Source organism: Spiroplasma chinense, assembly GCF_008086545.1.
Lineage (GTDB): Bacteria > Bacillota_I > Bacilli_A > Mycoplasmatales > Mycoplasmataceae > Spiroplasma_A > Spiroplasma_A chinense.
Map to the genome: position 1 here is coordinate 1123133 of NZ_CP043026.1, position 25509 is coordinate 1148641.

Annotated in this window: 22 protein-coding genes and 1 tRNA gene; 7 read left to right on the forward strand and 16 right to left on the reverse strand. The window is 28.6% G+C overall.

Annotated elements, in window-relative coordinates; translation table 4 throughout:
• Nucleotides 1-59 precede the first annotated feature (59 nt).
• A complete protein-coding gene (locus tag SCHIN_RS05075; protein WP_166508545.1) occupies nt 60-2222 on the forward strand; it encodes an alpha-galactosidase in 2163 nt (720 codons plus the stop codon).
• Between the two features lie 42 nt (nt 2223-2264).
• On the opposite strand, the gene SCHIN_RS05080 is transcribed toward SCHIN_RS05075, so the two are convergent.
• The 3 genes from SCHIN_RS05080 to SCHIN_RS05090 are packed head-to-tail and all read right to left on the reverse strand — an operon-like array spanning nt 2265 to nt 6125.
• Nucleotides 2265-3701 (reverse strand): glycoside hydrolase family 32 protein, encoded by a 1437-nt coding sequence (locus SCHIN_RS05080; RefSeq protein WP_166508546.1) that lies wholly within the window; start codon nt 3699-3701, stop codon nt 2265-2267.
• A gap of 8 nt (nt 3702-3709) precedes the next feature.
• The gene (locus SCHIN_RS05085; protein WP_166508547.1) at nt 3710-4396 is read right to left on the reverse strand and encodes a GntR family transcriptional regulator; all 687 of its coding nucleotides are present in this window, start codon (nt 4394-4396) and stop codon (nt 3710-3712) included.
• Between the two features lie 10 nt (nt 4397-4406).
• Complete coding sequence (locus SCHIN_RS05090) at nt 4407-6125, reverse strand: PTS transporter subunit EIIC (RefSeq protein WP_166508548.1); 1719 nt, start codon at nt 6123-6125, stop codon at nt 4407-4409.
• A 126-nt stretch (nt 6126-6251) separates the two neighbouring features.
• Here SCHIN_RS05090 and SCHIN_RS05095 point away from each other — a divergent pair.
• Nucleotides 6252-6334: transfer RNA gene (locus tag SCHIN_RS05095), tRNA-Leu, on the forward strand.
• A gap of 39 nt (nt 6335-6373) precedes the next feature.
• Here SCHIN_RS05095 and SCHIN_RS05100 read toward each other — a convergent pair.
• The 10 genes from SCHIN_RS05100 to rsmD all read right to left on the reverse strand — a co-directional run bounded on the left by SCHIN_RS05100 (nt 6374) and on the right by rsmD (nt 16827).
• Nucleotides 6374-6991, reverse strand: a complete 618-nt coding sequence (locus tag SCHIN_RS05100) for a thiamine diphosphokinase (RefSeq protein ID WP_166508549.1) — start codon at nt 6989-6991, stop codon at nt 6374-6376.
• On the reverse strand, nt 6981-7655 hold the full coding sequence (gene rpe / locus SCHIN_RS05105) for a ribulose-phosphate 3-epimerase (protein WP_166508550.1): 675 nt from the start codon (nt 7653-7655) through the stop codon (nt 6981-6983). Before rpe ends, SCHIN_RS05100 begins: the two co-directional genes overlap by 11 nt.
• Complete coding sequence (gene rsgA, locus SCHIN_RS05110) at nt 7655-8551, reverse strand: ribosome small subunit-dependent GTPase A (protein WP_166508551.1); 897 nt, start codon at nt 8549-8551, stop codon at nt 7655-7657. Before rsgA ends, rpe begins: the two co-directional genes overlap by 1 nt.
• A gap of 1 nt (nt 8552) precedes the next feature.
• A complete protein-coding gene (locus SCHIN_RS05115) occupies nt 8553-9569 on the reverse strand; it encodes a serine/threonine-protein kinase (RefSeq protein ID WP_166508552.1) in 1017 nt (338 codons plus the stop codon).
• Nucleotides 9570-9621: 52 nt separating this feature from the next.
• Nucleotides 9622-10380, reverse strand: a complete 759-nt coding sequence (locus SCHIN_RS05120; protein WP_166508553.1) for a PP2C family protein-serine/threonine phosphatase — start codon at nt 10378-10380, stop codon at nt 9622-9624.
• The gene (rlmN, locus tag SCHIN_RS05125; RefSeq protein ID WP_166508554.1) at nt 10370-11443 is read right to left on the reverse strand and encodes a dual-specificity RNA methyltransferase RlmN; all 1074 of its coding nucleotides are present in this window, start codon (nt 11441-11443) and stop codon (nt 10370-10372) included. The genes SCHIN_RS05120 and rlmN overlap by 11 nt, the downstream gene beginning before the upstream one ends.
• Nucleotides 11444-11509: 66 nt before the next feature.
• On the reverse strand, nt 11510-14035 hold the full coding sequence (locus SCHIN_RS05130) for a hypothetical protein (protein ID WP_166508555.1): 2526 nt from the start codon (nt 14033-14035) through the stop codon (nt 11510-11512).
• A 78-nt stretch (nt 14036-14113) separates the two neighbouring features.
• The gene (rsmB, locus tag SCHIN_RS05135; protein ID WP_166508556.1) at nt 14114-15376 is read right to left on the reverse strand and encodes a 16S rRNA (cytosine(967)-C(5))-methyltransferase RsmB; all 1263 of its coding nucleotides are present in this window, start codon (nt 15374-15376) and stop codon (nt 14114-14116) included.
• The gene (gmk, locus tag SCHIN_RS05140) at nt 15376-16260 is read right to left on the reverse strand and encodes a guanylate kinase (RefSeq protein WP_166508557.1); all 885 of its coding nucleotides are present in this window, start codon (nt 16258-16260) and stop codon (nt 15376-15378) included. The genes rsmB and gmk overlap by 1 nt, the downstream gene beginning before the upstream one ends.
• Nucleotides 16261-16827, reverse strand: a complete 567-nt coding sequence (gene rsmD, locus SCHIN_RS05145; protein WP_166508558.1) for a 16S rRNA (guanine(966)-N(2))-methyltransferase RsmD — start codon at nt 16825-16827, stop codon at nt 16261-16263.
• A 90-nt stretch (nt 16828-16917) separates the two neighbouring features.
• On the opposite strand from rsmD, the gene SCHIN_RS05150 reads away from it, so the two are divergent.
• Entirely contained in the window at nt 16918-17526 is a 609-nt protein-coding gene (locus SCHIN_RS05150) for a peptide deformylase (RefSeq protein ID WP_166508559.1), read from the forward strand.
• A 35-nt stretch (nt 17527-17561) separates the two neighbouring features.
• Here SCHIN_RS05150 and SCHIN_RS05155 read toward each other — a convergent pair whose 3' ends face one another.
• Entirely contained in the window at nt 17562-18053 is a 492-nt protein-coding gene (locus SCHIN_RS05155) for a lipoprotein (protein ID WP_166508560.1), read from the reverse strand.
• 240 nt (nt 18054-18293) lie between these two features.
• Here SCHIN_RS05155 and SCHIN_RS05160 point away from each other — a divergent pair, with 240 nt between their 5' ends.
• From SCHIN_RS05160 to SCHIN_RS05175, 4 genes are all read left to right on the forward strand, one after another.
• Nucleotides 18294-20081: a ribonuclease J gene (locus SCHIN_RS05160; protein WP_166508561.1), complete on the forward strand. Its 1788-nt coding sequence runs from the start codon at nt 18294-18296 to the stop codon at nt 20079-20081.
• A 3-nt stretch (nt 20082-20084) separates the two neighbouring features.
• The gene (locus SCHIN_RS05165) at nt 20085-21623 is read left to right on the forward strand and encodes an APC family permease (RefSeq protein WP_166508562.1); all 1539 of its coding nucleotides are present in this window, start codon (nt 20085-20087) and stop codon (nt 21621-21623) included.
• A 99-nt stretch (nt 21624-21722) separates the two neighbouring features.
• Complete coding sequence (locus SCHIN_RS05170; RefSeq protein ID WP_166508563.1) at nt 21723-22718, forward strand: hypothetical protein; 996 nt, start codon at nt 21723-21725, stop codon at nt 22716-22718.
• A gap of 97 nt (nt 22719-22815) precedes the next feature.
• A complete protein-coding gene (locus tag SCHIN_RS05175) occupies nt 22816-23724 on the forward strand; it encodes a hypothetical protein (RefSeq protein ID WP_166508564.1) in 909 nt (302 codons plus the stop codon).
• A gap of 69 nt (nt 23725-23793) precedes the next feature.
• On the opposite strand, the gene SCHIN_RS05180 is transcribed toward SCHIN_RS05175, so the two are convergent.
• Nucleotides 23794-24615 carry an aldo/keto reductase gene (locus tag SCHIN_RS05180; RefSeq protein ID WP_166508565.1) on the reverse strand — a complete coding sequence of 274 codons (822 nt, stop codon included), beginning with the start codon at nt 24613-24615 and terminating at the stop codon, nt 23794-23796.
• 77 nt (nt 24616-24692) lie between these two features.
• Nucleotides 24693-25484 (reverse strand): hypothetical protein, encoded by a 792-nt coding sequence (locus tag SCHIN_RS05185; RefSeq protein ID WP_166508566.1) that lies wholly within the window; start codon nt 25482-25484, stop codon nt 24693-24695.
• Between the last annotated feature and the right edge of the window lie 25 nt (nt 25485-25509).

The window sequence follows — 25509 nt, forward strand, 5'->3', positions numbered from 1 at the left end:
TGAAACAATTAAACAAATATTGTTTAAAATTGAAACCTAAAAAATTATATAATTTCATTATGAAAGCAAAAATAGAATTTAGTAATGAAAAAAGAGTATGTCATTTATCAAATAGAGAGGTAAGTCTAGTTTTAGAGGTCAAAGAAGGAAAGGTTTTAACTTATAGGTATTTTGGAAAAAAAATAAAAGAATTTAACAATTCTTTTAATCAACCTTTTATAAGTAGAGGTTTTTCAACAACTTATAATAGCGAAAATTATTATTCATTGTCAGAAGAATTAATTTTTTCACCCACTAAAGGAATGGGAGATTTTAGAATTTCTGCACTTGATGTTACTGCAGATGACATAAACCATATTGAATTAAAATTTAAAGACTGAAAGATTTTGGATGCAAAACCAAGTATTTTAAATTTACCGTCAAGTTTTGAAAGTAAAGAAAGTGGATCACTTACTTTACAAATAACGCAATTAGACCAAATAGCTGGTTTAGAATTAATTACTTATTTAACAATTTTTGATATTGCAGGAATTATAACTAGATCATCAGTTATAAAAAATTATTCAAATAAAGAAATAACAATTAACAAAGCAACATCTTTATCTTTAGATTTTTATCCCCAAGATTTTGATTTCTTCTCTTTAACAGGTGCTCATACTAATGAAGCAAATATTAATGAGTTTAAACTACATAAAGGTGTTCAAAAAATCGAAAGTACAAGAGGAGCTAGTAGTCCGCAACACAATCCTTTTATTGGATTGAAAGCACCAAACACAGACCAATACCAAGGTAATTGTTATGGATTTAATTTAATTTATTCAGGTTCATTTTTAGGTGAAGTTGAATTAAGTCAATATGAACACATTAGAGTACAACTTGGTCTTAACCCAGAAGTGTTTGAGTGAAAATTAAATGCAGGTCAAGAATTTTATACACCAGAAGCTGTTTTAAATTATAGCGATAAAGGATTAAATGGCTTAAGTCAAAATTTCCATGAATTTTATAAAAATAATTTAATAACAAGTAAATGAAACAATAAAGAAAGACCCTTACTAATCAACACTTGAGAGTCTATGTATTTTGATATTACAGAAGAAAAAGTTTTAAACCTTGCAAGCAAAGCTAAAGAAGTTGGAATAGAACTTTTAGTTTTAGATGATGGTTGATTTGAAAATAGAAATAATGACAAAACCGGTTTAGGAGATTGAGTTTGTGATAAAACAAAACTTCCAAACGGAATTGAAGGACTTGCAACCAAAATAAATGATTTAGGTATGAAGTTTGGACTTTGATTTGAACCTGAAATGGCAAGTTTAGATTCAAATGTAATAAAAGAAAATCCAAGCTGAATTATAAGATCAAAAGGTTATGACCCAGCAGTATCAAGATATCAATTTGTTTTAGATTTATCAAATGATGATGTTATCGAATATTTAAAAACAAAGTTAGATTCTATTCTTGAATGTGGAAAGATTTCATATATCAAATGAGATATGAATAGAAATATAACCGATGTAAGCAACAAACAACTACAACATAAATATATTTTAGGTCTTTACAAACTTTTGAATTACCTAACAAATAAATACCCTGAAATTTTATTTGAATCATGTGCTTCTGGTGGAGGAAGATTAGATCCGGGAATGTTATATTACATGCCACAATGTTGAACATCAGATAATAGTGATGCTATTTCTAGATTAAAAATTCAAAGCGGATATAGTTTAATGTACAGTCCAATGGTTTTAACAAATCACATCACAACTTCTCCAAACCATCAAATCGGTAGAGTTACTGAACTTAAAGTTAGATATAATATTGGTTCTTTCTTTAACTTAGGAGTTGAACTAAATCTTGAAAATTGTTCTCAAGAAGAATTAGATGATTTAAAACAATATATTTCTCAATATAAAAATGATAGAAAATTTTTACTTGACTCACAATTTTACAGACTTCAAACAACAGATTCAAATGACTTTATGTGACTAATTATCAATAAAGAAAAAACAGAATTTAAGGTTTTAATAGCTAAGGTATTGTCTAAACCAGGAATAGTTTTTAGTCCTTTCAAACTAAAATACTTAAATCCTGAATTTAAATACCAAAATCAAGAAACACAAGAATCTTATTATGGTGATGAACTTATGGAAAACGGAGTTTCTTTCCCTAGATTAAGAAAAGATTTTCAAGCTCTAGTTTATCATTTTAAAAAGATAAACTAGAATTTAATAAAACAAAAACGGATAGTAATATCCGTTTTTGTTTTAATTTGATTGCTTGAAAATATTATTTTCTCACTCTATATTTAGTGGATTTAATTTCACAATCTTTTTGATTTCAAGATTAGAATTTAAATTTGATGGGTCTTTAACAAAGTATTTTATTGAAATTACTTTTTCTCCATTATTAAAGAATATTTCAATTACAGAAGAATCAATTATGATCTCAACTTCACTCACACTTGATAAATTAACTTCATAAGAAGGTAAATTTATTTTGTCAGTGAAAGTCATTTCGTCTCTTTCAACTTTTAGAATTTCGCCATCAAAAACAAGTCTTAATTTTTCATTCTTATCATTAAAAATTTCTAGGAAAAAATCTTTTTTGTTAGTTGCTTGAATATATAAAGGTTCATTTTTTCAATTTAAAGATTCAAAACTATTAAACACTTCTTCCGACATCAATTGTTTGATGACTGGTTTTTGATATAAAACTTTGTCAATAACATTAACGTCTCTAATTAGAGCTAAATCAAATGCTCAACAATTTTCTTGAGAAGCATTTTGTTCATTCTTAGAATTTCCAAGTCACCCAGTCATCATGTTTCCGTTTTCAGATTCAAAAAATTGAGGAGCATAAAAGTCAGGTCCTTCATTTATAAGTTTTGGTTCTGTAATTAATTTGAAACTCATAAAGTCTTTATCAAAATTTCCAATAGCGTATAAAGTTTTATGATGCATAAAAGGTGTTTGTTCTTCGGTTTGTTCGTTACTTCATGCTAACAATCAATCCTTTTCATTGATTTTTATAAAACTTGGACACTCAATCATATACCCTTCAAGTTCTAAAGGTAAATCTATTTTAAGTTCACAATGAAAGTTTCATTGTTTTTTTTCATAATCATAAATTCATAGTAGAAAAACTCCTTTTTTGCCATTTGAAGCTCCACAAGCCATAAATTTATTTTTTCCATCCTTGAATATATAAGGGTCTCTACATTCTCCATTTGTAAACTCTGGATTTTTAAATAAAACTTTTTTATGAGTTTCTTTATTTTCAACATCAACTTTAGCTTCAATTGTATGAGAAATTCTTTCATCATTTACTTTTCTGTTTCCGGTATAAAAATATTTTAATTCCCCTTCTTCAATAAAAGCAGAACCACTAAATGCACCATTTAAATCTTCATCTATTGATGGTGTTATAGCTAAACCTAAATATTTATAATCTTTAAAATTTTTTGTTTTAAAATACCCTCAACTTTTATTTGCATGCCAATGTGTAAATGGTGCATTTTGTAAAAAAATATTATATTCACCTTTAAAATAATTTAAACCAACTGGATCATTTGTTAAACCAGAATAAGAACTTAACAATATTTTGTTTTTATAAGGGTCGTTCATTTTTAATAAATGCTTTTCATTTAACTCTTTTTTATCATTATCATTTATTAATTTTTGCTTATATTCTAAATTGTTCATATTTTCTCCTATCTATAATATTCAATAAAACTTCACTCAAATTCTTCTTCGTTATAATAACTTTCTCTATATTCCATTAATTGTTGTCCTAGAGAAAATAATAATCCTTTGTCTAGAATTAAATTTTCACTTTTGATTTCATCTATATCATAATCTACAAGTTCTCTTTTTAAACTTGTAGATATTTTTTTAACTGCAAAACCAATTGGACTTTTAAGAGAAGTTGTAAAGAATTTCATTAACCCGTTTTTTTGAATGAATTCAATATCTAATTCTCTTTTTAAAAGACTATCACTTATATAAGAAATTTGATAGATATAAAGCTTTTCACCAATATATCTTTTTACCTCTATTTTGTGTACATAGTCTTCATAATAGAAGTGCGTTTTTTTCATTAATTCATTATCAACTTTTTGTTTTCCCAAATATTTGTAAATACTTTTTGCATTTGGGTATAAATAGGAAAAGGAAAACAACTTGTTGTTTTCCGAATTTATTAGTTGATAACCTTTTCCGTGAACAGGAATTATAAGTTTATCTGCAATTAAAACCGAAAATGCTTTTCTAATCGGTTGTAATGATGCTTTAAACTTAACTCTTAATTTACTTTCACTGGGAAGAAATTCTCCAGCCTTAACTTTGTTTTCCATTATTAAATCTAAAAGGTAATTGTAAATTTCTTCTCATTTTTTCATAAATTTATTCCTATTTGTTTTTTACTTTTTTAATTCTTTCTTTTTTTGATTCAATTACAATATCCATATTTGTAATATATTCATTTAATGAATTTTTACCTCATTTTGTTTTCATCAAGAATCATGATGCAGCAAAGGCAACTACTCCAGATATTAACATAACAATAACTGCATTAACACCTGGTGGGATTGATTGGAATGATGCGTGAATATTTGTTTGATCGAAGTATGCAGATGATTTAGTTGAAGTTCAATCAAATTGAACCAATCCTACCCAAGATGCACTTCCCACAGAGTTTGCAACTGTGTGGGTCATTCCAGATCAGTATCCTCCAGCAGCACTACCAATCATTCCTCCAACAAATAGAGGTTTAATTTGTAAGTTTACTCCAAACATAGCAGGTTCTGTAATACCTAGATTAGCTCCAAATGAACCTGAAAATACTTTTGATTTTTCTTCTTTATTTTTTATTAAGAATGCTGCCACTAATACTGCACACCCTTGTGCTACGTTTGATGCACAAGCAATTGGTGTAATAAATGAGAATGAGTGACCGTATTGTAATTTTGTTTCTAATAATAATTGTGTATCTATTGGTAATAATCCTTGGTGTAATCCAGTAATAACAATTAAAGGATATAGACCGGCAAATACCATACCACCAAATCCAATACCATATCAGTTTGTATATTTAAATAATCCATTTAATCCTAAAGCTATTCCTTTTCCAATAATTTGTCCTAAAGGTCCAATAGCTCAAAATGCTAGTCATGAACTTATCAACACCACTCCTAATGGAACTAAAATAATTCCAACAGTATCTGGTATGAATTTTCTAAATAATCTTTCTAGGTTTACAGATAATGCCAATACTAAAAGAATTGGAACTATTTGTGCTTGGTATCCTATTAAATTAATTTTAAAGAATCCTGATCAAATTGTATAGTAAACCCCAATAACTTCACCTGAAGTTGCAGCTTCAAGTTGTTCTGGTGTTCAACCTTCACCAATTTTTTGATCTTTTCATTTATCAAATGCTTCTTGAATTGCAATTTTAACTACATCCTCAGTTGCATTAATGTCTACACCAATCATAACTGGTGAACTATTCGATCATGAATTCAATAACGCAGGTGCTATTAAAATTATCCCCATTGACATTCCAAGATAAGGGTTACCACCTCATCTTTTAGCTGCTGTAAAACCAACAAATGCGGGTACACTTCCCAAAATTCCTCCACCAATAATATCTAAAATTTTACCAAAACCTGAGTTTGGTGTAATTTGTTCAAATAGTGATTTTAAAGCTAAAGACATCCCCCCAGCTATAAAAACAGGAACTAAAGGAACAAATATTGCTGCAAATGAATTTAAACCTCTTTTTGTAAGGGCTAAAGAGTTTTGTTTAAAGTTTAAATTTTTATTTCAAAATTTAACTTTATTCTTAGTTGCTAAATTTACTTCACCATTTCCTTCAAAGGTTCTCATAACAACTTTGTAAAATTTATCAACTACTCCTGTACCAATAATTAATTGGTGTTCATCTTCGCTTAAATTATATCCTTTGACAATAGCTATCTTTTTTAATGCGCTAATATCAATTTTTTCTTCGTCTACAAGGTGAAATCTTAATCTTGTAGCACAATGATAAATATCTTTAACGTTTTTCATTCCGCCAACAGCTTCAAAAAACTCTTGACTATATTTTTCTCATTCAATTTTTTTCATCATATACCTCCATGGTTTAATTTTAAATTTTAAATCTATCAATTTAGAACTCATAACTATGAGTTTTTTTAAAAAAATTGTTTAGCAATAATCCAATATTTTATATATAATTATTTTGTACCAAATGCCCTCTTGGCGGAATTGGTAGACGCAGCAGACTCAAAATCTGCCGAGAAATCGTATCGGTTCGACTCCGATAGAGGGCACCACTAAAGAAACAAAAATGCAAACCAATGGTTTGCATTTTTTTATTTACCAAATATAACCAACATTGCGTTTGAAGTTGTTATTTTTCCATCCACATAAGGAATAAAACAATTTGAATACGCTCTTGTTGAATAAGGTAATAGTTGAAGCTCACTTGCTTCATACTTTAAACCCTCAATTGTTACATTCGTTTGATGAATTGGAAATAAAGTTATATATGTATAATCTTGGTATTTTTCAAATTCCAAGATATTTTCACCTTTTTGCAAACAATAAGTAATAGAAGTATCACTTAAAACTTTAACTCTGTCTTTTGCACAAAATTCAATAACTGAAAGATTCATATCATTTCTTTTAGTTGGATTTGCTACAAATAAAACTTCTGTAGCTCCAAGACTGTATGCTTTTTGAATAGCTTCTTTTCCATCTAAAAAGTCTTTTTCATTGCTTAGTACTTCAAGTTCTTTTGCATTTGCTTTGATTAATTCAAATTCTTCGTTTGTTACATGATCAAAATCACTAATTGCATAGTCAATTTCAATACCCTTTGAAATTAAATCTAAACAACCTCTTTCAACTCCGATGATAAAATAATCCTTTAAATAATAACTAAGATTTAATTTATTCTCACAAGTTACAATTAAGCATTTACTTTTCAAGTTCTTCAACTCTTTCTTTTAAATCGGTAATTTTTTCGTCAACTAAATAACTTCCAGCAACAATCATATCGACTCCAGCTTCTTTTACAATAGAAAATGTTTCTTTGTTAATTCCACCATCAACTTCAACTCTATATTTGAAGTTATTTTTTTCTTTAAGTTCTTTAAGTAATTTAATTTTTTCTGCACTATTTTGAATAAATTTTTGTCCACCAAACCCTGGATAAACACTCATAACCAAAACATTATCCAATCTTGGCAATAACTCTTTAATTTCTTCAACCGAAGTATCTGGACTAATGGCTAAAGAAATTAAAATGTTATTTTTTTTACAAAAACTTTCAAACTCTTCAAATTGTTCTTTTGAAATAGCTTCAAAGTGCAATGTAATTTGGTCCACTCTTGCGTTTTTAAAGGGGGTTAAATATTCTTCTACACTTAAATTATTAATTTTAACCATAAGGTGTGCATCCATTTTAAAGTTAAATTTTGAATTAATGTCTGCTAAGATTTTTGGTCCAAAACTTAGGTTTGGAACAAAATTGTAATCCATAACATCATAATGAATTCATTCAATTCCTGCATCTTGTAATTTTTTTAAATCCTTTTCCAAGCATAAAAAATTTGCAGTAAGAATACTTGGGGCTATAATGTATTTTTTCATTAAAACTTTTTCCTTCTTTCTTGATTTTCTAGTTCATTTTGCATTTTTAAATAGTCTTCATAAATAAATTCAGGAAATTTTCCTTGATCTATTAGTTTTACTATATTACATCCAGGAGTATCTCTTAAATGTATACAGTTATTGAATTTGCAATCATTCATATACTTTGCAAAAAATCTATAACTGTGTGCTAACTCATATTTATCAATATCTTTTAATTCGAATGATGAAAAACCAGGAGTATCTCCAATTAAAGCGTCTTTATAAATAAACAACTCATTTTTAGTAGTTGTATGTTTTCCTCTATTCAACGCTTTTGAAATGGTTTGTGTTTTTTCAAATAAATCTGGAATAATGTGATTTAAAGTTGTAGATTTTCCAGCTCCAGTTTGTCCTGTAAAAACAGAGACCAAACCTTTTAAACTCTTACAAAATTTAACCCATTCTTTGTCAGTATCAATCATGTTATTTATCATATAAGTTTCATAACCTATTTCTTTATATTGATTGGTTACCTCTCAAACTTCACTTTCTTTTTCAAGCAAATCCACTTTAGTAAATGCTAAAACTGGTTTTATATTTAAATATTCAACAAAAGCTAAATATTTATTTAAAGTAAAAGTATTTAGATCAGGTTCTTTAACTGAGGTAATGATTACAACTTGGTCTATATTCGTAATTCTTGGTCTATATAATTCATTTTTTCTTTCCAAAATATTTTCAATTGAACCCTTTAAATTTTCTTGGTCAATAATTTCAAATTCTACATAATCTCCAGTACAAGGTGTTTGGTTTTTGTGTCTTAATTTTCCTTTTCCTTTACACTCATAAAGTTTTTTTTCAAATAAAACGTAAGCATATTCACTTACAATTTTTAAAATAATTCCTTTATTCATACTAAAGCACCAATAAGACAACTACAAACACAAGTATTAATGCAAGGAATAAAATTGAAAAAATTGCTGTGAATTTTGTTTTACTTGTTAAAGGTAAATTCTCATAAGTATTTCCTATTTTAACTTTGTTATTACTTGGAATATTAGTTCAATTATTTAATCTTGATTGATAAAAATACGGTTTTGAATTGTCATTACTTTTTAGATTTGTTAATGCTATTTTAATTTCGTTCATATTTTTAAATCTATATTCTGGATCTTTTTCAATCATTTTTAATATTATATTTTCCAAACCTTGAGAAACTGAAGAATTTATTTGTCTTGGAGGAGTTGGTTTTTCTACAATGTGTTTTTTTGCAATCATATGTTGATCTTGTGCAATAAATGGAGCAACTCCAACTGCACATTCATAAAGCACAATTCCTAAAGAGTAAATATCACTTTTGGGAGTTGCTCTCATTTTCATCAATACTTCTGGAGCCATATATCTTGGTGTTCCAATTGCTTTTTCAGCTTCACTTTCATAACCTGGCATAATTGAAATACCAAAGTCACCTAACTTAACAACACCAGCTGGAGTTAATAAAATATTATCTGGTTTAATATCTCTGTGAACAATTTGTAAATTGTGAGCAGATTGTAGTGCATCACATAGAGGAATAAAATAATTTTTAATTTCAGTTAAAGTCATAGCACCATAATCTTTGATTTTGTCTTTAAGTGTTCCACCCTCAACACATTCAAGAACAATAAACCATTCAGCTCCATGTTGAAGTACATCGAATAATTTAACAGTATACTGGTTGTCTCATAATTTTGCAAATGATTCTTTTTCAACATCAAATCTTTCTTGACCAGCTTCTTTCACCACAATATCTGGCGCCATTACTTTTATTGCTACAAAAGTTTTTGTAATTAAATCTAAGGCTTTGTAAACTGTGGCCATCCCACCTTTACCAAGACCTTTTATGATTTCATATCTTCCGTCAATCATATCTCCTGCTTCGTATTTAGTCATAATGCTCCCCTTTTATCAAGATAATAATAACAAAAAAAACAGAGTAATAATATTACTCTGCTTGAATTATTAAAATAGATAGGTTGTCTGTTGAGATGTTATCTTTTGCATCTTCAACTATTAATTTAGCCTTCTCTTTTAATTTCATTTTTTTATTAATTAAAGTGGCTGCTGTTATTTTTTCATCGATATAGTCATGAACACCATCACTTGTAAGCATATAAGTACCTATTGGATTTTCAATAAAATAAGTATCTATTCTTAAAGTTTTTTGTGGTCCAAGAGCACTTGTTAAAACTTTTCAAAAAGTAATATCATTTGCTCTTTCATACATTCCTGACATTTGAATATCTCTTCTTTCAGCTTCTGGTGTTGAATTTCACAAGTTTTGATCTTGTGAAATTTGGAATAAAGAATCATCAACAATTTTATAAGTTCTTGAATCTCCAATGTTTATAACAAAAGCTGCGCCTTGAGTAAATAGGATTGCTGTTAAAGTTGTTCCCATATCTCTAGTTTCAAAATTTTCGTTTGAATGTTCAACCATTTCGTTTAAGATTTCACTAACACAATTTCTTAATCATCTATTGATTGCTTTTTGATTTAATGCAGTAAAATCTTTTTCTTTAAATAATTGAACAAACTTTTCAACTGCCATTTTTGATGCAACTTCTCCATGAGCGTGACCACCCATTCCGTCACAAACTATTCCAAATGCGTCCCCGTTTTTATTAATAACAAAATCTAGGTAGTCTTGGTTTGCTTTTCTATAGTTTCCTATATCTGTTAACATTGCGTGATTAAATTTCATTTTTCAAAACACCTTCTCTTTTTGCTCTTAATTGTCCACAAGCAGCATCTATATCTGCTCCAAACTCTTTTCTAACAATGGCATTGATACCTTGTTTTTTAAGAATTTTAAAGAACTCATCTATTCTGTTTGATTTTCTGTACGGGTTTTCTTCCACTTCATTATATGGAATTAAGTTAACATAACCATTAATTCCTCTGATTAGTTTTGCAAGTTCAACTGCATGTTCTGGTCTATCATTAACATCATCTATTAAAATATATTCAAAAGTAACTCTTCTGTTTGTTGAATCAATATAATACCTTATTGAGTCTAAAAGTTTTTCTATAGGAAAAGCTCTATTAATTGGCATCATAGAATTTCTAACTTCATTATTAGATGCATGTAATGAAATTGCAAGATTTATTTGAGTTTTTAAATCTGCAAATTCTTTAATTTTTGGAACAACACCACAAGTTGAAATTGTGATATGTCTTGCTCCAATTCCAAATCCTTTTGGATCATTTACAATGTTTACAAACTTCATAACATTTTCAAAATTATCCATAGGCTCTCCAATTCCCATAACTACAATGTGACTTACTCTTGCACTTGGGTTTTCTGGATCGTCTTTAAATTTTTCTCTTAGCAATTTGTTCATTGTAAAAATTTGTCTTACAATTTCATCACTCTCTAAGTTTCTTTCAGTTTTTATTAATCCTGAAGCACAGAATTTACATGCCATTTTACATCCAACTTGTGTTGTAACACAAACTGATTGACCATATTTTTGTGGCATAAGAACAGTTTCAATTGTTCTGCTATCATCTAGCATAAATAGAATTTTGATTGTTCCATCTTTTGATTCTTTAACCACTAAATCATTTAATGGTTTTGCCTCATAGTTTTCACTTAAAAACTCTCTAAGAGATTTGCTTAAGTTTGTCATATTATTAAAGTCTGTTTCGAATTTTACATAAATTCAATCAAAAACTTGTTTTGCTGAAAATTTATTAAATCCTTGTTCCACTAAAAGAGTTTCTAATTCCTCAAATGTGTATTTAAATATACTTGTTTTCCCCATAAAAATTTCTCCACATTAAATTTTATCACAAAATTGCAAATATGGAGTGTTAAACATAGGGTCTGTCTATTTTTTTCTTCTTTTTATAAAAATAAATCCAAGTATACTAGAGCATAAAACTAAAGGCGCTGTAATTGCAGCTATCAATCATGTTTTAGTTGCTTTAGTTTTTTGTGTTTCTACACTACCTTCATTATCTTCGTTATTATTTGAATTTCCTCCATTTTCATTTTCGTTTCCACCGTTTTCGTTTCCACCGTTTTCGTTTCCACCGTTTTCATTGTCTCCGTTTCCGTTGTCTTCGTCGTCACCATTTTTGTAGGTCTTAATATATTCATTTCCAAAGACATCTAAATAATCAATAGTTTGACCAGGTTTTAAATGTATAAATACTTTATTTTCAAGTACTTTGTAATTGTATTGAGAAATGTCGCCAACCACACTATAACTTCTTAAATCTAGTTCTATACTTGGATCATCTATTTCTTCTTTTGTTCTATTTATATCTTCTTTTACAAGAATTTTAATGTCTTTGTTAAAGTTAGAGCCATATTTAACATTTAATTTAAACTCACCAACTACCTTAGTGTTTAACATTATTCTTCCTGCATAATAAACTGGTCTTATATCTTCACCATATATTTGTAATTTTTCTTCATTTATGGCATCATGATTTCCTACATTAATTTCAGAATTGTCTCCTTTTTTAAATATATAAAATTGATTAATTATTTCTGGTGCTTCTTTGGTTTCAACAACATCTATTTGTACATCTTGAGCTTGAGAAGTAATAGTTGAATAAATTTTAAATTGAAAAGTTCCTAGATTTTTTCCTTTAACTTTTAAAACATCACCTATTAATTGAATATCTAAATTTCTTTGATCATTTACAATTATGATTTCATCTAATGGGTCAATATGATCAAATTTATATTCATAATCCATTCCTTTGTCTTGGGTTATTAAGTTTTGATCAAATTCAAAAGGCGTTACAGATGAGTTATTTATTGTGATTATATTTTTTTGTTTTGCATTTATTGCATTAAAAGTTACTTGTGCTATTCCTCACCCTTTCATTTCAATTCAATATCTTCCATCTCCAAAATCAATAACTTCTAGATTTGAAGTGTTTTCTATTTCTAAACCAACAAAGTCTTCATAATTTTTAATATAAAATATTTCACCTTGTCCATGTTCTAAAGAAATATCATCTAAAGTTATATCCAAATCAAAATATTTGTAATCTAAAGTTTCATCAAATTCAGATTCTAATATTGTACATTCTCCCGGTTTGTTAACAGCATCCTTTATGTATTCAAAAGTCACATCTTCTAAAGTCATATTGTCGTTTGGACTTACGCTATGTAAAGGATCAATACCTATATTAATTTTAAAATCTTCTCCAGTAATTGATGTGGCAGTTACTTCAAAATACGCCATATATACCCCTGCATTGTATGTATCTAAAGCTTCAAGGATTTGTTTTGCATTTCATTCCACAACTATTGAGTTTTTTCTAATAGGAAAAACTTTGTCCAGATTTTCACTTAAAAATTCCATTACTCCTTCGATATTTTTTTTCTGACCAAAGTAACGAAATTGTGGTGGGTACGGGTTGGTAATATCTCAAACTACTTTTGCCTTGTAGTATGCATAGTTGCTGGCTCCAAGATATACCTCAAAAAACATCATCGTTTCGTTATTTGCTTTTTCTGGGCCTTGTTCTCTTAGAAAGGCATTAATCACATCTGTTTTTAGTCCTTCAAATTCTGGTAGGTCATGCATCAAAGTTTCGGCAACACCTTTATAATTTATCAATGTACTTTGGTCATAATCAAATACTTGAGTGCCTAAAAAATAATAATCTTTTTCGTCAAAGTTTTTTTGTTGAGTCTTAAATGATGATCTAGATTTGGTTAAATTTAAACCACCACTAAGTGTAAAATTTTGAACTCATTCACTTCTACCAATATATCCTTGATCTCTAAAACCTTCTTCAATGGCATAGGATTTTATCCTTAAACCTCTATTTTCGCCAGTTTCTCTAGTAATTTCTAAAGTAACTGAGTTTTTAATAACCCCATTTACTCAAGGACTTTCAAAAGTATACGTGTGTGATACTTTTTTATAAACCTCTTTTTCTTCAAGTGTTAATGAAAAATTAGATTCTTCTAAAACTACATTGTGATTATTTGTTATTCGTGAGTCATTGAAATTTGCTCTGTTCATTGCAAACTCAAAATCCATCTCTATTTTTGAATAATCAAAATATTCTTGTTGATCATTAAAACCAAATTGTTTTGGTGAGATCAAAATCTCATCTTCCATAGTAAAGGCATAATGCTCTTTTGTATTAACCAATAATTTCTTGAAATATTGTTCACATGGTAGTTTTATATTTACTCCCGGTTCTCAATCAATGCTATATCTATAGACTTCTCCATTTTCTTCTACGCTTTTTTCATTTGTTTTGTAAGTGTTTGCTAAGTTAAGTTTTGAGTTAGTAACCATTTGATTGATTGATGTCGAAGCTGTAGGTATAATTCCTGCAAAACTTGAAGTTGCTAATAATAATTTCATAAGTTTTTTCATTTTTTGTTTTCCTCCAAAGTTACTATCGTCATGTTTTTGAGAAAAATGTACAAAAAAATGAAAAAAAATAAATCTTTTTTAAAGATTTATTTTTTTGAATATTTTCGCTATATAAAAACCATTATTATTTCCTTCAAATCCAAAGAATTGTTTTTCTTCAATTAATTCTAGGTCTTTAAAGTTGTTTAATAAATTTTCAACTTGGTTTTGATTTTCATCTTTATTTACTGTGCAAGTTGAATATAAAAGAGTTGCCCCTTCATCCATTAAGTTATAAGCGGTTATTAAAAGTTCTTTTTGAACTTTTAATAACTCTTCTATTTCTTGTTTACTTCGTTTCTTTAATTTAATTTCAGGTTTTCTTTTTAAAACACCATATCCAGAACAAGGTGCATCAAGTAGAATGTAATCAAAACTATTTTCTTTTAAGGTTGTTGCATCTTTAAAAACCAAATCAATGTTTTCTAGTTTTTGAGATTCTATGTTTTTTCTTATTATATTTTCTTTACTTGAATTAATTTCACAACCCAAAACTTTTGTATCTTTACCAACCAAACTTGCAATATAAGTTAATTTACCCCCAGGAGCACAACACATATCTACAATTTTTGAATTGGGTTTTGGGTTTAATAGTTCAACAGCCAAAATACTTGTTTCATCTTGAATGTATACCAAACCTTCTTTAAATGCGTTTGATTCAAAAAGTTTGTTACTTGTAAAAAAACAATTTCTAGCTATTTTTGATTTCTCTAGTTCTAATTCATCTTGATATAACTTTACAAAATCTTCTATTGTTATTAAATTTTCATTAACTCTGAATGAAATTTTTACAGGTTTTATAGAATCAAGAACTAGTTTATCTGCATTATCACTTCCATATTGATTTGCAATTTGTTTGTACAATCAAAACGGAAATCCGTTTTCCAAAGCTAATACATTTTGCTTATTTTTTATATCTACATTTCATAAAGTTTTATCTTGGATTTTTTTCAATACTGAGTTTACAAATCCTGATAAATGACTGTCGATTTTTTTTGAAATTTCTACAGCTTCATTTACAACAGAATAAATTGGAGTTTCTAAAAATTTTATTTGATAGAAACTCATTCACAGTAAGATTTGAATTTTAAAGTTTGTTTTATTTGGATCAATTAATTTATTAACAACATATTCTAAATATATTTTGTATTGAATGGTTCCATATACTAATTTGAAAATAAAAGCTATGTCTTGTTTAGACATAGCTTTTTGCAAAGCCATTTTATTTAATAACTTGTTTGAAAATTGATTATTTTCAAACACTTCATATAAAATGTCTAATGCTTTTTTTCTTGCGTTCACTATTTAATTAAGTGATCTTGTTCAATACTGAAGAAGTTAACATCAATCATAAAGTGTTCTACAATTGACTCAACAAATTCATCGTTATTTAGAATAGTTAATTCTTCATTTGCCAATACGTGATAGTAAGTTTTGTCTGTTAAGATGTCTACTAAATAGTTTTTGAAATCAAAATCAGCTGCAATTTTATCTCCACCAACTTTTTCAACATTTTCTTTTCAATTCTCAACAAAGAAGTTATATTGTTCTTCAACAATTCTATCAACTTGTTTTTTAAGTTTTGCATAATAACTTTTATCTTTTGAAACTGATAAAGTATCTTCTTTAGTTAATACTTCTCTCACTTTTGCCACAGCGTTATCAACACTATCAATTTCAATTACATATTGGTACTTGTGTTTTAAAGGAATTTCTAACAAAGCTTTATCAAGTCTTTGTTTGATGATTTCTTCTTTTTCAGTTCCTCTTCTTCTTAATCTTTGTTCCAATGCTTTTAAACTTGGAGGCATTAAGAAAATTGAAACTAGGTTTTCAGGTTTTTCTTTTTTAAGAACTTGTGTTGCTCCAATTACTTCAATTTCAAGAATTACATTCTCTCCATTTTCAATTTTTTTGTGAACTGTTTTTCTTGGAGTTCCATAATAATTTCCGATAAATTCAGCATACTCAATTAATTCATCATGTTGGATAGCATCTTTAAATGTTTCTCTATCCACAAAGAAATAATCGATTCCATCAATTTCTCCTGGTCTTGGAGGTCTTGTTGTCATAGAAACTGATTGTACTAGGTTTAAGCTTGGATCTTGTCTTAAAGCTTTGTTAACTGTACCTTTTCCTACTCCTGATGGTCCTGAAAGAATAATAATTTTACCTTTTTTGTTCATCTAATCGCCCTCTATTTCATTTCTAAACACATACAAGTGCTTATTTTTATACTCTTTGTACTTAAGTAAAACAAGAAAATCCACCTTGCCAACTTCTAGTGGATATTCTGATTCTGTAATAACTATACCATAATTATTCAGAATTTTTTCTTGCTCTATGAATCTAAAAAACTCATAGTAGTACTCAATTTGTGCAAATGGTGGGTCTAAATAAATAATATCCACGCTTTTTGCATCATTTTTGACAAATCTCAGAGCACTTTTATAATCTAAATTTAACAATTTATAAGATTCTTTATCAATGTCTCTTAAATTTTGTTTAATAATTTCTAGTGCTGGCTTATAGTGGTCATTAATATATGCAAATTCAATTCCCCTTGAAAGTCCTTCAATACTTAAAGCTCCACTTCCCCCAAATAAATCAAGACTTATTTTATTTTCGAAAATAAAATAATTGTTTAATATATTAAACATATCTTCTTTTACACGAGCTGTTGTTGGTCTTGTATTTTGACCTTCAAGAGCTATTAATTTTCTTCCGCGGTATTTTCCACTAATTACTTGCATAATTTAACCTCCTATTAATTTGTCCATATTAATAATATAACCTTAAATCTAAAAAAAATTAAGTTATAATCAAAAATGAGGTAATTATTTATGAAATTTGATATTGAAAAAGACTTATTACAAGGTGAAATTCCAACAAATAAATGACTTTGAAAAGATACTCAACCAGAAGTTATTAGAAATAAAAGCGTTGATGTTGATTTACCTTTAAGTTCAGAAAATGAACTTGTTATGAAAAAATTAATTGATTTTGTACGTTATTCACAAGACCCAACTTTAAATGTTGCTGGAACACCAGATCACTTAAGACCTGCAGTTGGTCTTGCAGCACCTCAAATCGGAAGTAACACAAACATGTTCTTTGCAAGATTTGAGTGAGACGAAGAAACTGGAGATATTGAAGAGTTTGCAATGGTGAATGCTAAAATTTATGCAAGAAGTGAACAAATTACTATATTGAGTGGTGGCGAAGGTTGCTTAAGTGTTGATAAAGATCGACACGGAAATGTTCCAAGAAGCTACAAAATACAAGTTAAAGGTTACGAATACTTAACTGGTCAAGAGTTAGATTTAACTTTAAGAGGTTATCAAGCAATAGTTTTCCAACACGAATTAGAACATAATGAGGGAAAACTTTATTACGACAGAATTAATGAAAAAGACCCTCATTTTAAAGATGAAAACTGAATTATCACATAAAAAAGCAAGAATTTAATTCTTGCTTTTTTATTTTATTAAGATTGTGGAATATCAATTTTTAAACTGAAAACATTTTTAAATGTAATTGTCCCTTTTCCTTTTTCACTTATTTTTGTTGTAGTTTTAACAACATACAATTTGAATGAAGTAGCATCTTTTTTACCAGCTACAGACATACCATAAACTGTCATATCAAGAATTGATGTAACCTCGTTTTTTAAGTCTTTTGTTTCATTAAACATGCTGTATAAAGTTTCCATATTAGCAATTGTTGTAATTTCAGTTCCTGTTACTTTTCCTTTTATTTTAATATCTGAATTGTTTGATTTATATTCATCATCTTTAAAATCAGCGATAAGTTTTCCCTCAGCAATGTTTTCTTTTAAAACATCTGATGCATTAATTAATTTAGCAGCATCCATTCCTTCTGCAAAAGTTAATGATTTCACGTTTTCACATGAAACTACTGTAGCACTAGTAGTTGCTACAAGCCCTGTTGAGGCTAATAATGTTAATATTTTTTTCATATTTTTTAATTACCTTTCTGTGTATCACACTTATAAATTGTATAAAAAAAAAAAAAAAATTACAAGTTTTTTACTAAAATATGAATTTTATTGTTTAGTTTTGTTAAAATATTAATAACGAAAATTCTTATTTAACTTTTTTGGACAAAATAATTAATAAAATTAAATATTATAGTTGCAGCCTTTTAATGCGACATTTACGTATGAATTTTCAATAAGAAAAACACAGGAGATAAAAAAATGGAAAAGAAAGATAACAAAGTAGCAAGTATTGTAGCCGATCTTGAAGCTAAAATTGAGATCAAAAAGGTTGGTACGAATGCCAATCCAGAAAGAAAAAAATTAAATCCAGCTCCAGAACCAACTAAAGTTTTTGCTTTAGGTGGTTTAGAAGAAGTTGGTAAAAATACTTATTGTGTAGAATATGATGATGAATTAATTATGATTGATGCTGGAGTTAAATTTCCAGATGCAACACAACTTGGAGTAAGTGCAGTTATACCTGACTTTACATACTTAGTTGAAAATAATAAAAAAGTAAAAGGATTGTTTATTACTCATGGTCACGAAGACCATATTGGAGGAATACCTTATCTTTTACAACAAGTTGATGTACCTGTAATTTACGCACCAGAATTAGCAGCTGCTTTAATTCGCGATAGATTAAAAGAGTACAAATTACAAAACAAAACTGTAGTTAAAGAATATGTTGAAAGTGATATTTATCAAACTAAACACTTCACAATTCAATTTGCAGCAGTAAACCACTCAATTCCAGATGCTTTTGGAATTCACGTTTCTACACCAAATGGTGCAATCTTTTCAACAGGAGATTATAAATTTGACTGAACTCCACTTGGACATGATGCAAACATACAACGATTAGCACACTGAGGAAATGAAGGGATCGAACTTTTAATGGCAGATTCAACAAATGCTGAAGTCGAAGGCTATACACTGGGTGAAAGAAAAGTCATCCAAAATATAGATACGCACTTTTTGAAAGCAAAAGGAAGAATAATAATAGCTTCTTTTGCTTCAAACGTGCACAGAATTCAGCACATTATAGAATTAGCAAACAAATATGGTAGAAGAATTTTGGTTATTGGACGCAGTTTAGAACGTATTATTAAAATAATTCGTCAAATGGGTCACTTAAACATTAACGACAAAATGTTTATCAAACAAAATGAAGTAGATAATTTCCCAAAAAATCAAATTATGATTTTATGTACAGGAAGTCAAGGTGAACCAATGGCAGCTCTTTCAAGAATTGCTAGAAGTGAACACCCTACTATTAAATTAATTCCAGGAGATACAGTAATTTTATCTTCTTCACCAATTCCAGGTAACAGAGCTGATGTTGAAAATATTGTAAATAAACTTACAAAAATCGGAGCTATTGTTATTGAAAACAATGGGGAACAAAAAATCCATACTTCAGGACATGCCAGTCAAGAAGAACAAAAATTACTATTCACTTTATTAAAACCAAAAAACTTTATGCCTATGCACGGAGAATATCGAATGCTTAAGACTCACGGTGACACTGCTGTGAAAGTTAACGTTAAACCACAAAACGTATTTGTGGTTGCTAACGGTGATCAAATCTTATTACATAATGGAGTTTCAGAACTTGGAAAAAGAATTCCAGCTGATGCTGTATTTATCGATGGAAAAGATATGACAGGAAAAGCAAGCAATGTTATTCGTGAAAGAAATATTTTAAGCCGTGATGGACTTATGGCTGTAATTATTTCAATCGATTCACAAGCTAACAAATTGAGTGCACCTCCAAGAATCGTTTCTAGAGGAAGCTTTTATGTTAGAGATAGCGGTAACGTTATTGCAGAATCTATAAACATAGTAACAAACGCAGTATTAGAAGTATTAAATTCACCAAAACCTACTTTTGGTGCTATCAAATCAGCGGTTAAGGAAACCCTTTCTCCATTCATCTTTAGATTTAAGAGAAGAAATCCTTTAATAATCCCTGTAATACTAAACAAAAAAATCGAGGGAAAATAAGACATGAAAACAAAAAAAGAAGAAATAAGCTTGCTTAATGTTATCTGGATTGGATTTACATTTATAGCTGGTATAACATTTACAGCAAGTTTCAGCTCTATCCTTGGAGCTGATGGCGTTGGTGCAAATATCTATTGAATATTTGCACTTGAAGGTGTTATCGCCTTCCTTTGTGCTTGAGCTTTTGGTAAATTAGTTCAAGTTCACCCTGAAGCAAACGGAGGAGGAAGCCAATATACAAGAACTGCATTTGGTAAATTCTGAGGTTTACTTTTAGGACTATTCAACTACGCTGCAATTCCAGTAATTGCAATGGGACTTATGGTTACAATGGTTAGAAATAACTTTGATAACCTAGCAGCCTACGATTCAACTTTAGGTGAATTTTCAGGAAGCTGAGGAGCTTGAGGAAATTTATACTTAGATTTAATTTCTTATGCATTATACATATTTGCAGCAACTGTAATATTAATGGGTTTAAGAAAATATAAATTTTTAGCAATCGGAATTGGTTACCTAACTTGAGGTATAACAATTTTATTAATGATTTTTGGTCTAGTTGCAGGATTTATACATCTTGGTGATGACGCAAACAACTTTATAGATCATGCAAAAACATTTAATTTAGGATTTAAAAACTTTAGTTCTACTTTTATAACATGTTTCTTTGCCTTTTGTGGTTTAGAAACTTTTATAACAACAGGAAAAAACATCAAAAACAGAAATAAAAATATGCCAATTGCAATCATTATAATTATGATTGCAACAACAGCATTCTATATCATTTTTACAATGATTATAATGTTTGCAATTAGCGGTGATTTTGGTGGAAACCCAAATATGCAAATTTTTGATGGATTTAAAAGTAATTTCTTACAAAAATTTGGTTCAACATTAATAATTATTTGTACTATTTTAATGAGATTTAACTCATTATTACAAATTACATTATTTGGAGGTTCAACTCTTGAACCTCTTGCAAGTCAAAGATTTTTACCAACAGCACTTTCTAAAGAAAATGAAGAAAATGTTCCCGTTGGTGGAATTATAACAACTGGTGTTATTGTTACATTTACATTTATACTATTTATGATAATTCCCGATGTTATTCAGGGCGCAATGCACAAGCCTTCCCCTTTCAACTATGCAACTCTTGCAAGTACAACTTCAATTCTTTTAATTGCAATTTATATGTTGGTTATTCCAGCTGCAATTGTTCAAGCATTTAGAAAAAATTTAAAAGCTAATTGATTTGAAATTGGTGGTTGAATATTTACAATGTTATTCTTAACATTTAATGTGGGAATGTGATTATATGAGTTAATAGACATTTTTATCAATCCATACGATAAATACGGTGACTTTGACCTACAAAATGTTATAGCAAGTATCTTCCAATTAATTTACCTTGCATTAATCTTTGTAGCTGCTGTTTGTTTATACTTTGTATATCACAAAAAACAATTACAAAAAATTGAAGGAAACAAGGAAGAAAAAGCAGCATTAGAAAAATACGAAGAAGTATTTAAAATAGTAAAATAAAATCAAACCTTTTAGTGAATTTAACACTAAAAGGTTTTTTTATATTAATTTACTTTAAAAACCATTATAATAATAGAAATGATAGGTTGGGGTGATAATATGAAAAAACTACTAATTTCTTTAGCAGCAGCAGGAATTGCCGGGGGTGCAGTTACACCTGCAGTTTATGCAGTTATGAATAACACACGAGATGACGAAGAAGCACCAATTCACCAAAGAGAAGAGTCTTTTTCATATAGCTTAGATATTAGAGCAATGTTACCAGAAAACGAAATAAAATATGGTGAAAAAATCATGATTTCTGGGGGTGGAGAGCAAGATCCCCTTCAAAAAGTTATTTGAAAAATAAGTGACAGAGCAAAAGAATTAAAATCAAATAAATACGAACTTAATGCAATTAGTTCTGTGCTTTCTGGAACAAACAGTGGAGCTAATGGTTTTGCTCATGTAAAGTCAATGAATGAAGTATTGCAATATAATATAGTTAAAGTCAGAAGACAATGAATTCAAATTGATTATAGAAACAACTCAATTTCTAACGAATATAATGTTAGAATCGGAGCTGATTTTGAGGTAGCAAATCAAAGTAGTGGTCCATTTATAAATATAGATAACGTGCAACTTTCAAGTTTTGCAGGATTTTTCCCTTTTAAAACAGTCGGTGAGATTTTAAAAATATTTTCAAATAACTTATCAATGATTTACTACATTGTAATTGACATTTCACACATCGATTCACACGCTGATGCTGGAATTGAACATACAAAACTAGATGCTTATCTATACGTAAACCAAATGCTTGAAAGCTTAAATGGTGGAGGTAGTGGTGTTAAATGAAGAGAGCAAATCTTGAAATATATTCAAGATTTACTAGACGCACAAATCACAAGTATTGATAAATTTGAAAAAATCTACAAAGCTGTTGATAATGGCAAAGGTGGATATGAATTAGGAGAACAATTGGCGGCAAATTACCAATTATTCCATGATACAGATCCTTACTTCTATGTGGAAGTTACAAGTAAAAAACAAGCTATTGGTAAGTTCTACTTATTAATAGAAAACTATGTTGCAATTGAAGCAATTACACAATAAGAATAAAAAATAGGTTTTTACCTATTTTTTTACTTTTTTAATAAAAGTTTTTTAGTTCTTTTTTTATATATAATTAATTACAAAGGGGGGTGCTAGAATGAGAAGTTGAGAAATACAGAGAGTTAAATTTTGAGTAGTCTTTGCAAATATTGTCGGTCTTATTATTGCAAGTATTGCAGCTGTAATATTGTTTTATACATTTGTACAAGCAACAACTATTGGTATAGAGGGCGTTACAAACACAGTTTGATCATTAATATTTGCAATTTCAGCATTTGCTATTGCAGCTAATATTGCAGCGTGTTCATTCATAATTAACTTTACTAAAAAAAGTGATGATGCAACATTTTCAAACAACAGATACATTTTGGTTTTATTTTCTTTATCTTCAGGTGGAATATTTACACCATTTATCTTAATGAGAATGCCAAATGTTGATGTTAGAACATCAATTAATCCAAAAATTGTAGTTTCAAAAGGTTATGGAATTATAGCTCTTTCAAGTGCTATTGTAGGATTTGCTACATTTACAATCTTCAATGCAGCTACAAGTAATTTATCTAATCTAGGTTCATTAGAAGGTACACAATCAACAGCGCTAATAACATCAATGGCGATCTTTGGAGTATTTTTATTCTGAGGAATTTTAAACTGTGCGTTATTTATTGGTAAAACAGTTGATGAAACATCTACTGAAGTAAGTGGATTTAGAAACTTTATTGCAATAATAAACTTTGTTATAGCAACAATTACATTGATTTGAATTATTATAAATTCAATATCAACAATAATTAGTGCTATTTCAGATACATTTAACAGACGTAGTGGTTTTTTATCAACAATGTTCAACTCTATGTTATTGGGGTTAAGAATTGCTATGCAAATGTTTATCATTTATACTGCATGACATTGTATCAAAGGAATCTGATCTAAAAAAGGCGAATTTGAATATGGTCAATACCAAAGACTATCAGACAAACAAGCTGAATACCAAGGAAGATTCTAATAAACTAATCACTCATCTGAGTGATTTTTTAATACAAAAAATCCATTTGTTAAACAAATGGATTTTCTTTTAGAAATCAAAGTTTGCAGGATCTGGTCCATCTCTAAGTTCTGGTATTGTTGATAATAACTCCATATCATCATCACTTAACTCAAAATCATCAATATCAATATTTTCTGATAGTCTTGATGGTTTAGAAGTTTTTGGAATTATTACATAATCTTGTTGAAATGCTCAACGTAAGCAAATTTGCGGTTCTGTTTTATTATATTTTTTAGCCAACTCCACGATTTGCTCTACTTCAAAACATTTACCCATCATCATAGTTCTTCAAGACTCAACAACAATATTGTTGTATTGACAATATTGTACTAAATCTCAACATTGTAATGCGGGGTGTAATTCAATTTGATTAATTACAGGTTTTATAGAGCACTTATCTAAAAGTTCTTCTAAATGAGGAACTAAAAAGTTACTTACACCAATAGATTTTGCTTGACCTGCACTTACACTTTCTTCCATAGCTTTTCAACATTCTAATCTTTGTTCTGTAGGTCAATGAATTAATAGCAAATCAATATAGTCTAGTTCTAATTCATTTAAAATTGTATTAATAGCTTCTTTTGCACCTTCATAATCATGCTTATCATTTCAAATTTTTGAAGTAATAAAGATTTCTTTTCTAGGTACCCCACTATCTTTAATTGCTTTTGCAACTACTTTATGGTTTTTATAAATTTGAGCTGTATCAATATGACGATATCCAAGTTTTAAAGCTTCAATGATCACATTGTAAGTCTCTTTCTCATCAGTTAGTTTATAAGTTCCTAACCCTATTTGAGGTATTTCTTCCTTGTTATAAAATTTAATTTTTTTCTCTAAAATTTTCATTTCATTACTCCTTTCACCTTAATTTTAATGGAAATAAAAAAACTTGCACTTAAATGTGCAAGTTAATTAAAAATATTTTATTGAGAAATTGATTCAGTTACATTGATTTCTCTAATTTTAGGTTCGCTATCTTTTTCTTTTGGTTGTTTTCTACCAGGTCTGTGAGTTCTAATACTTGTATTAACAGTAAATGGAACTAAAGCTTGTAATCTAAATTGTTCCATTATGAATTTTAACTCAGCTTCTGTTAGAATTGGTGTTGCAAGTTCTTTGATTCTAGAATTTAATCTATTAAACAATTTTGTTCATCAAATTCACCCAACTAAAATATTTAATACTCCTAACCCACATAAAGAAGCATAAATTTCTGCTAGGTGAGCCTTGTCTTGGTATCCAACACTTACAATTGATGCAGCAATTAATGTTCCATAGTTTAAAAATACTCCAAAAGCAGCAAAAATATGACAGTAGATTGATCTACTTCAAAAGTTACTTACTTGATTACGAATGTCTAAAATATTTGTAAAGTTATAAAGCATTAACATAGTACCTTTTGAGGTATTTGTTTTTTCATATCATTCTGCTAAATGCAATTCTTGATAAGCTGCTCTATAGTTGAAATGGTTGTTAAATCTTCTTCTTTCACCGTAGTGTAAAGTAATATCGTTATAACCAGAATTTTTTTGTAGTTTATCAAAAAGTTCTCTTTGGTTAATTTCACTAGTTCTACCTTTTGATTTAACATAAACACTAACGTTAATGATTGTTGCTAATAATACAACAAATGTCACAAGAACACACCCAGCAATTATAGCCATTCTGCTTCAATCGGGTATGAACTTATTATGATCATTTCAAATATTTGGCATTTTTTCGTCCTCCACTTAAATAATT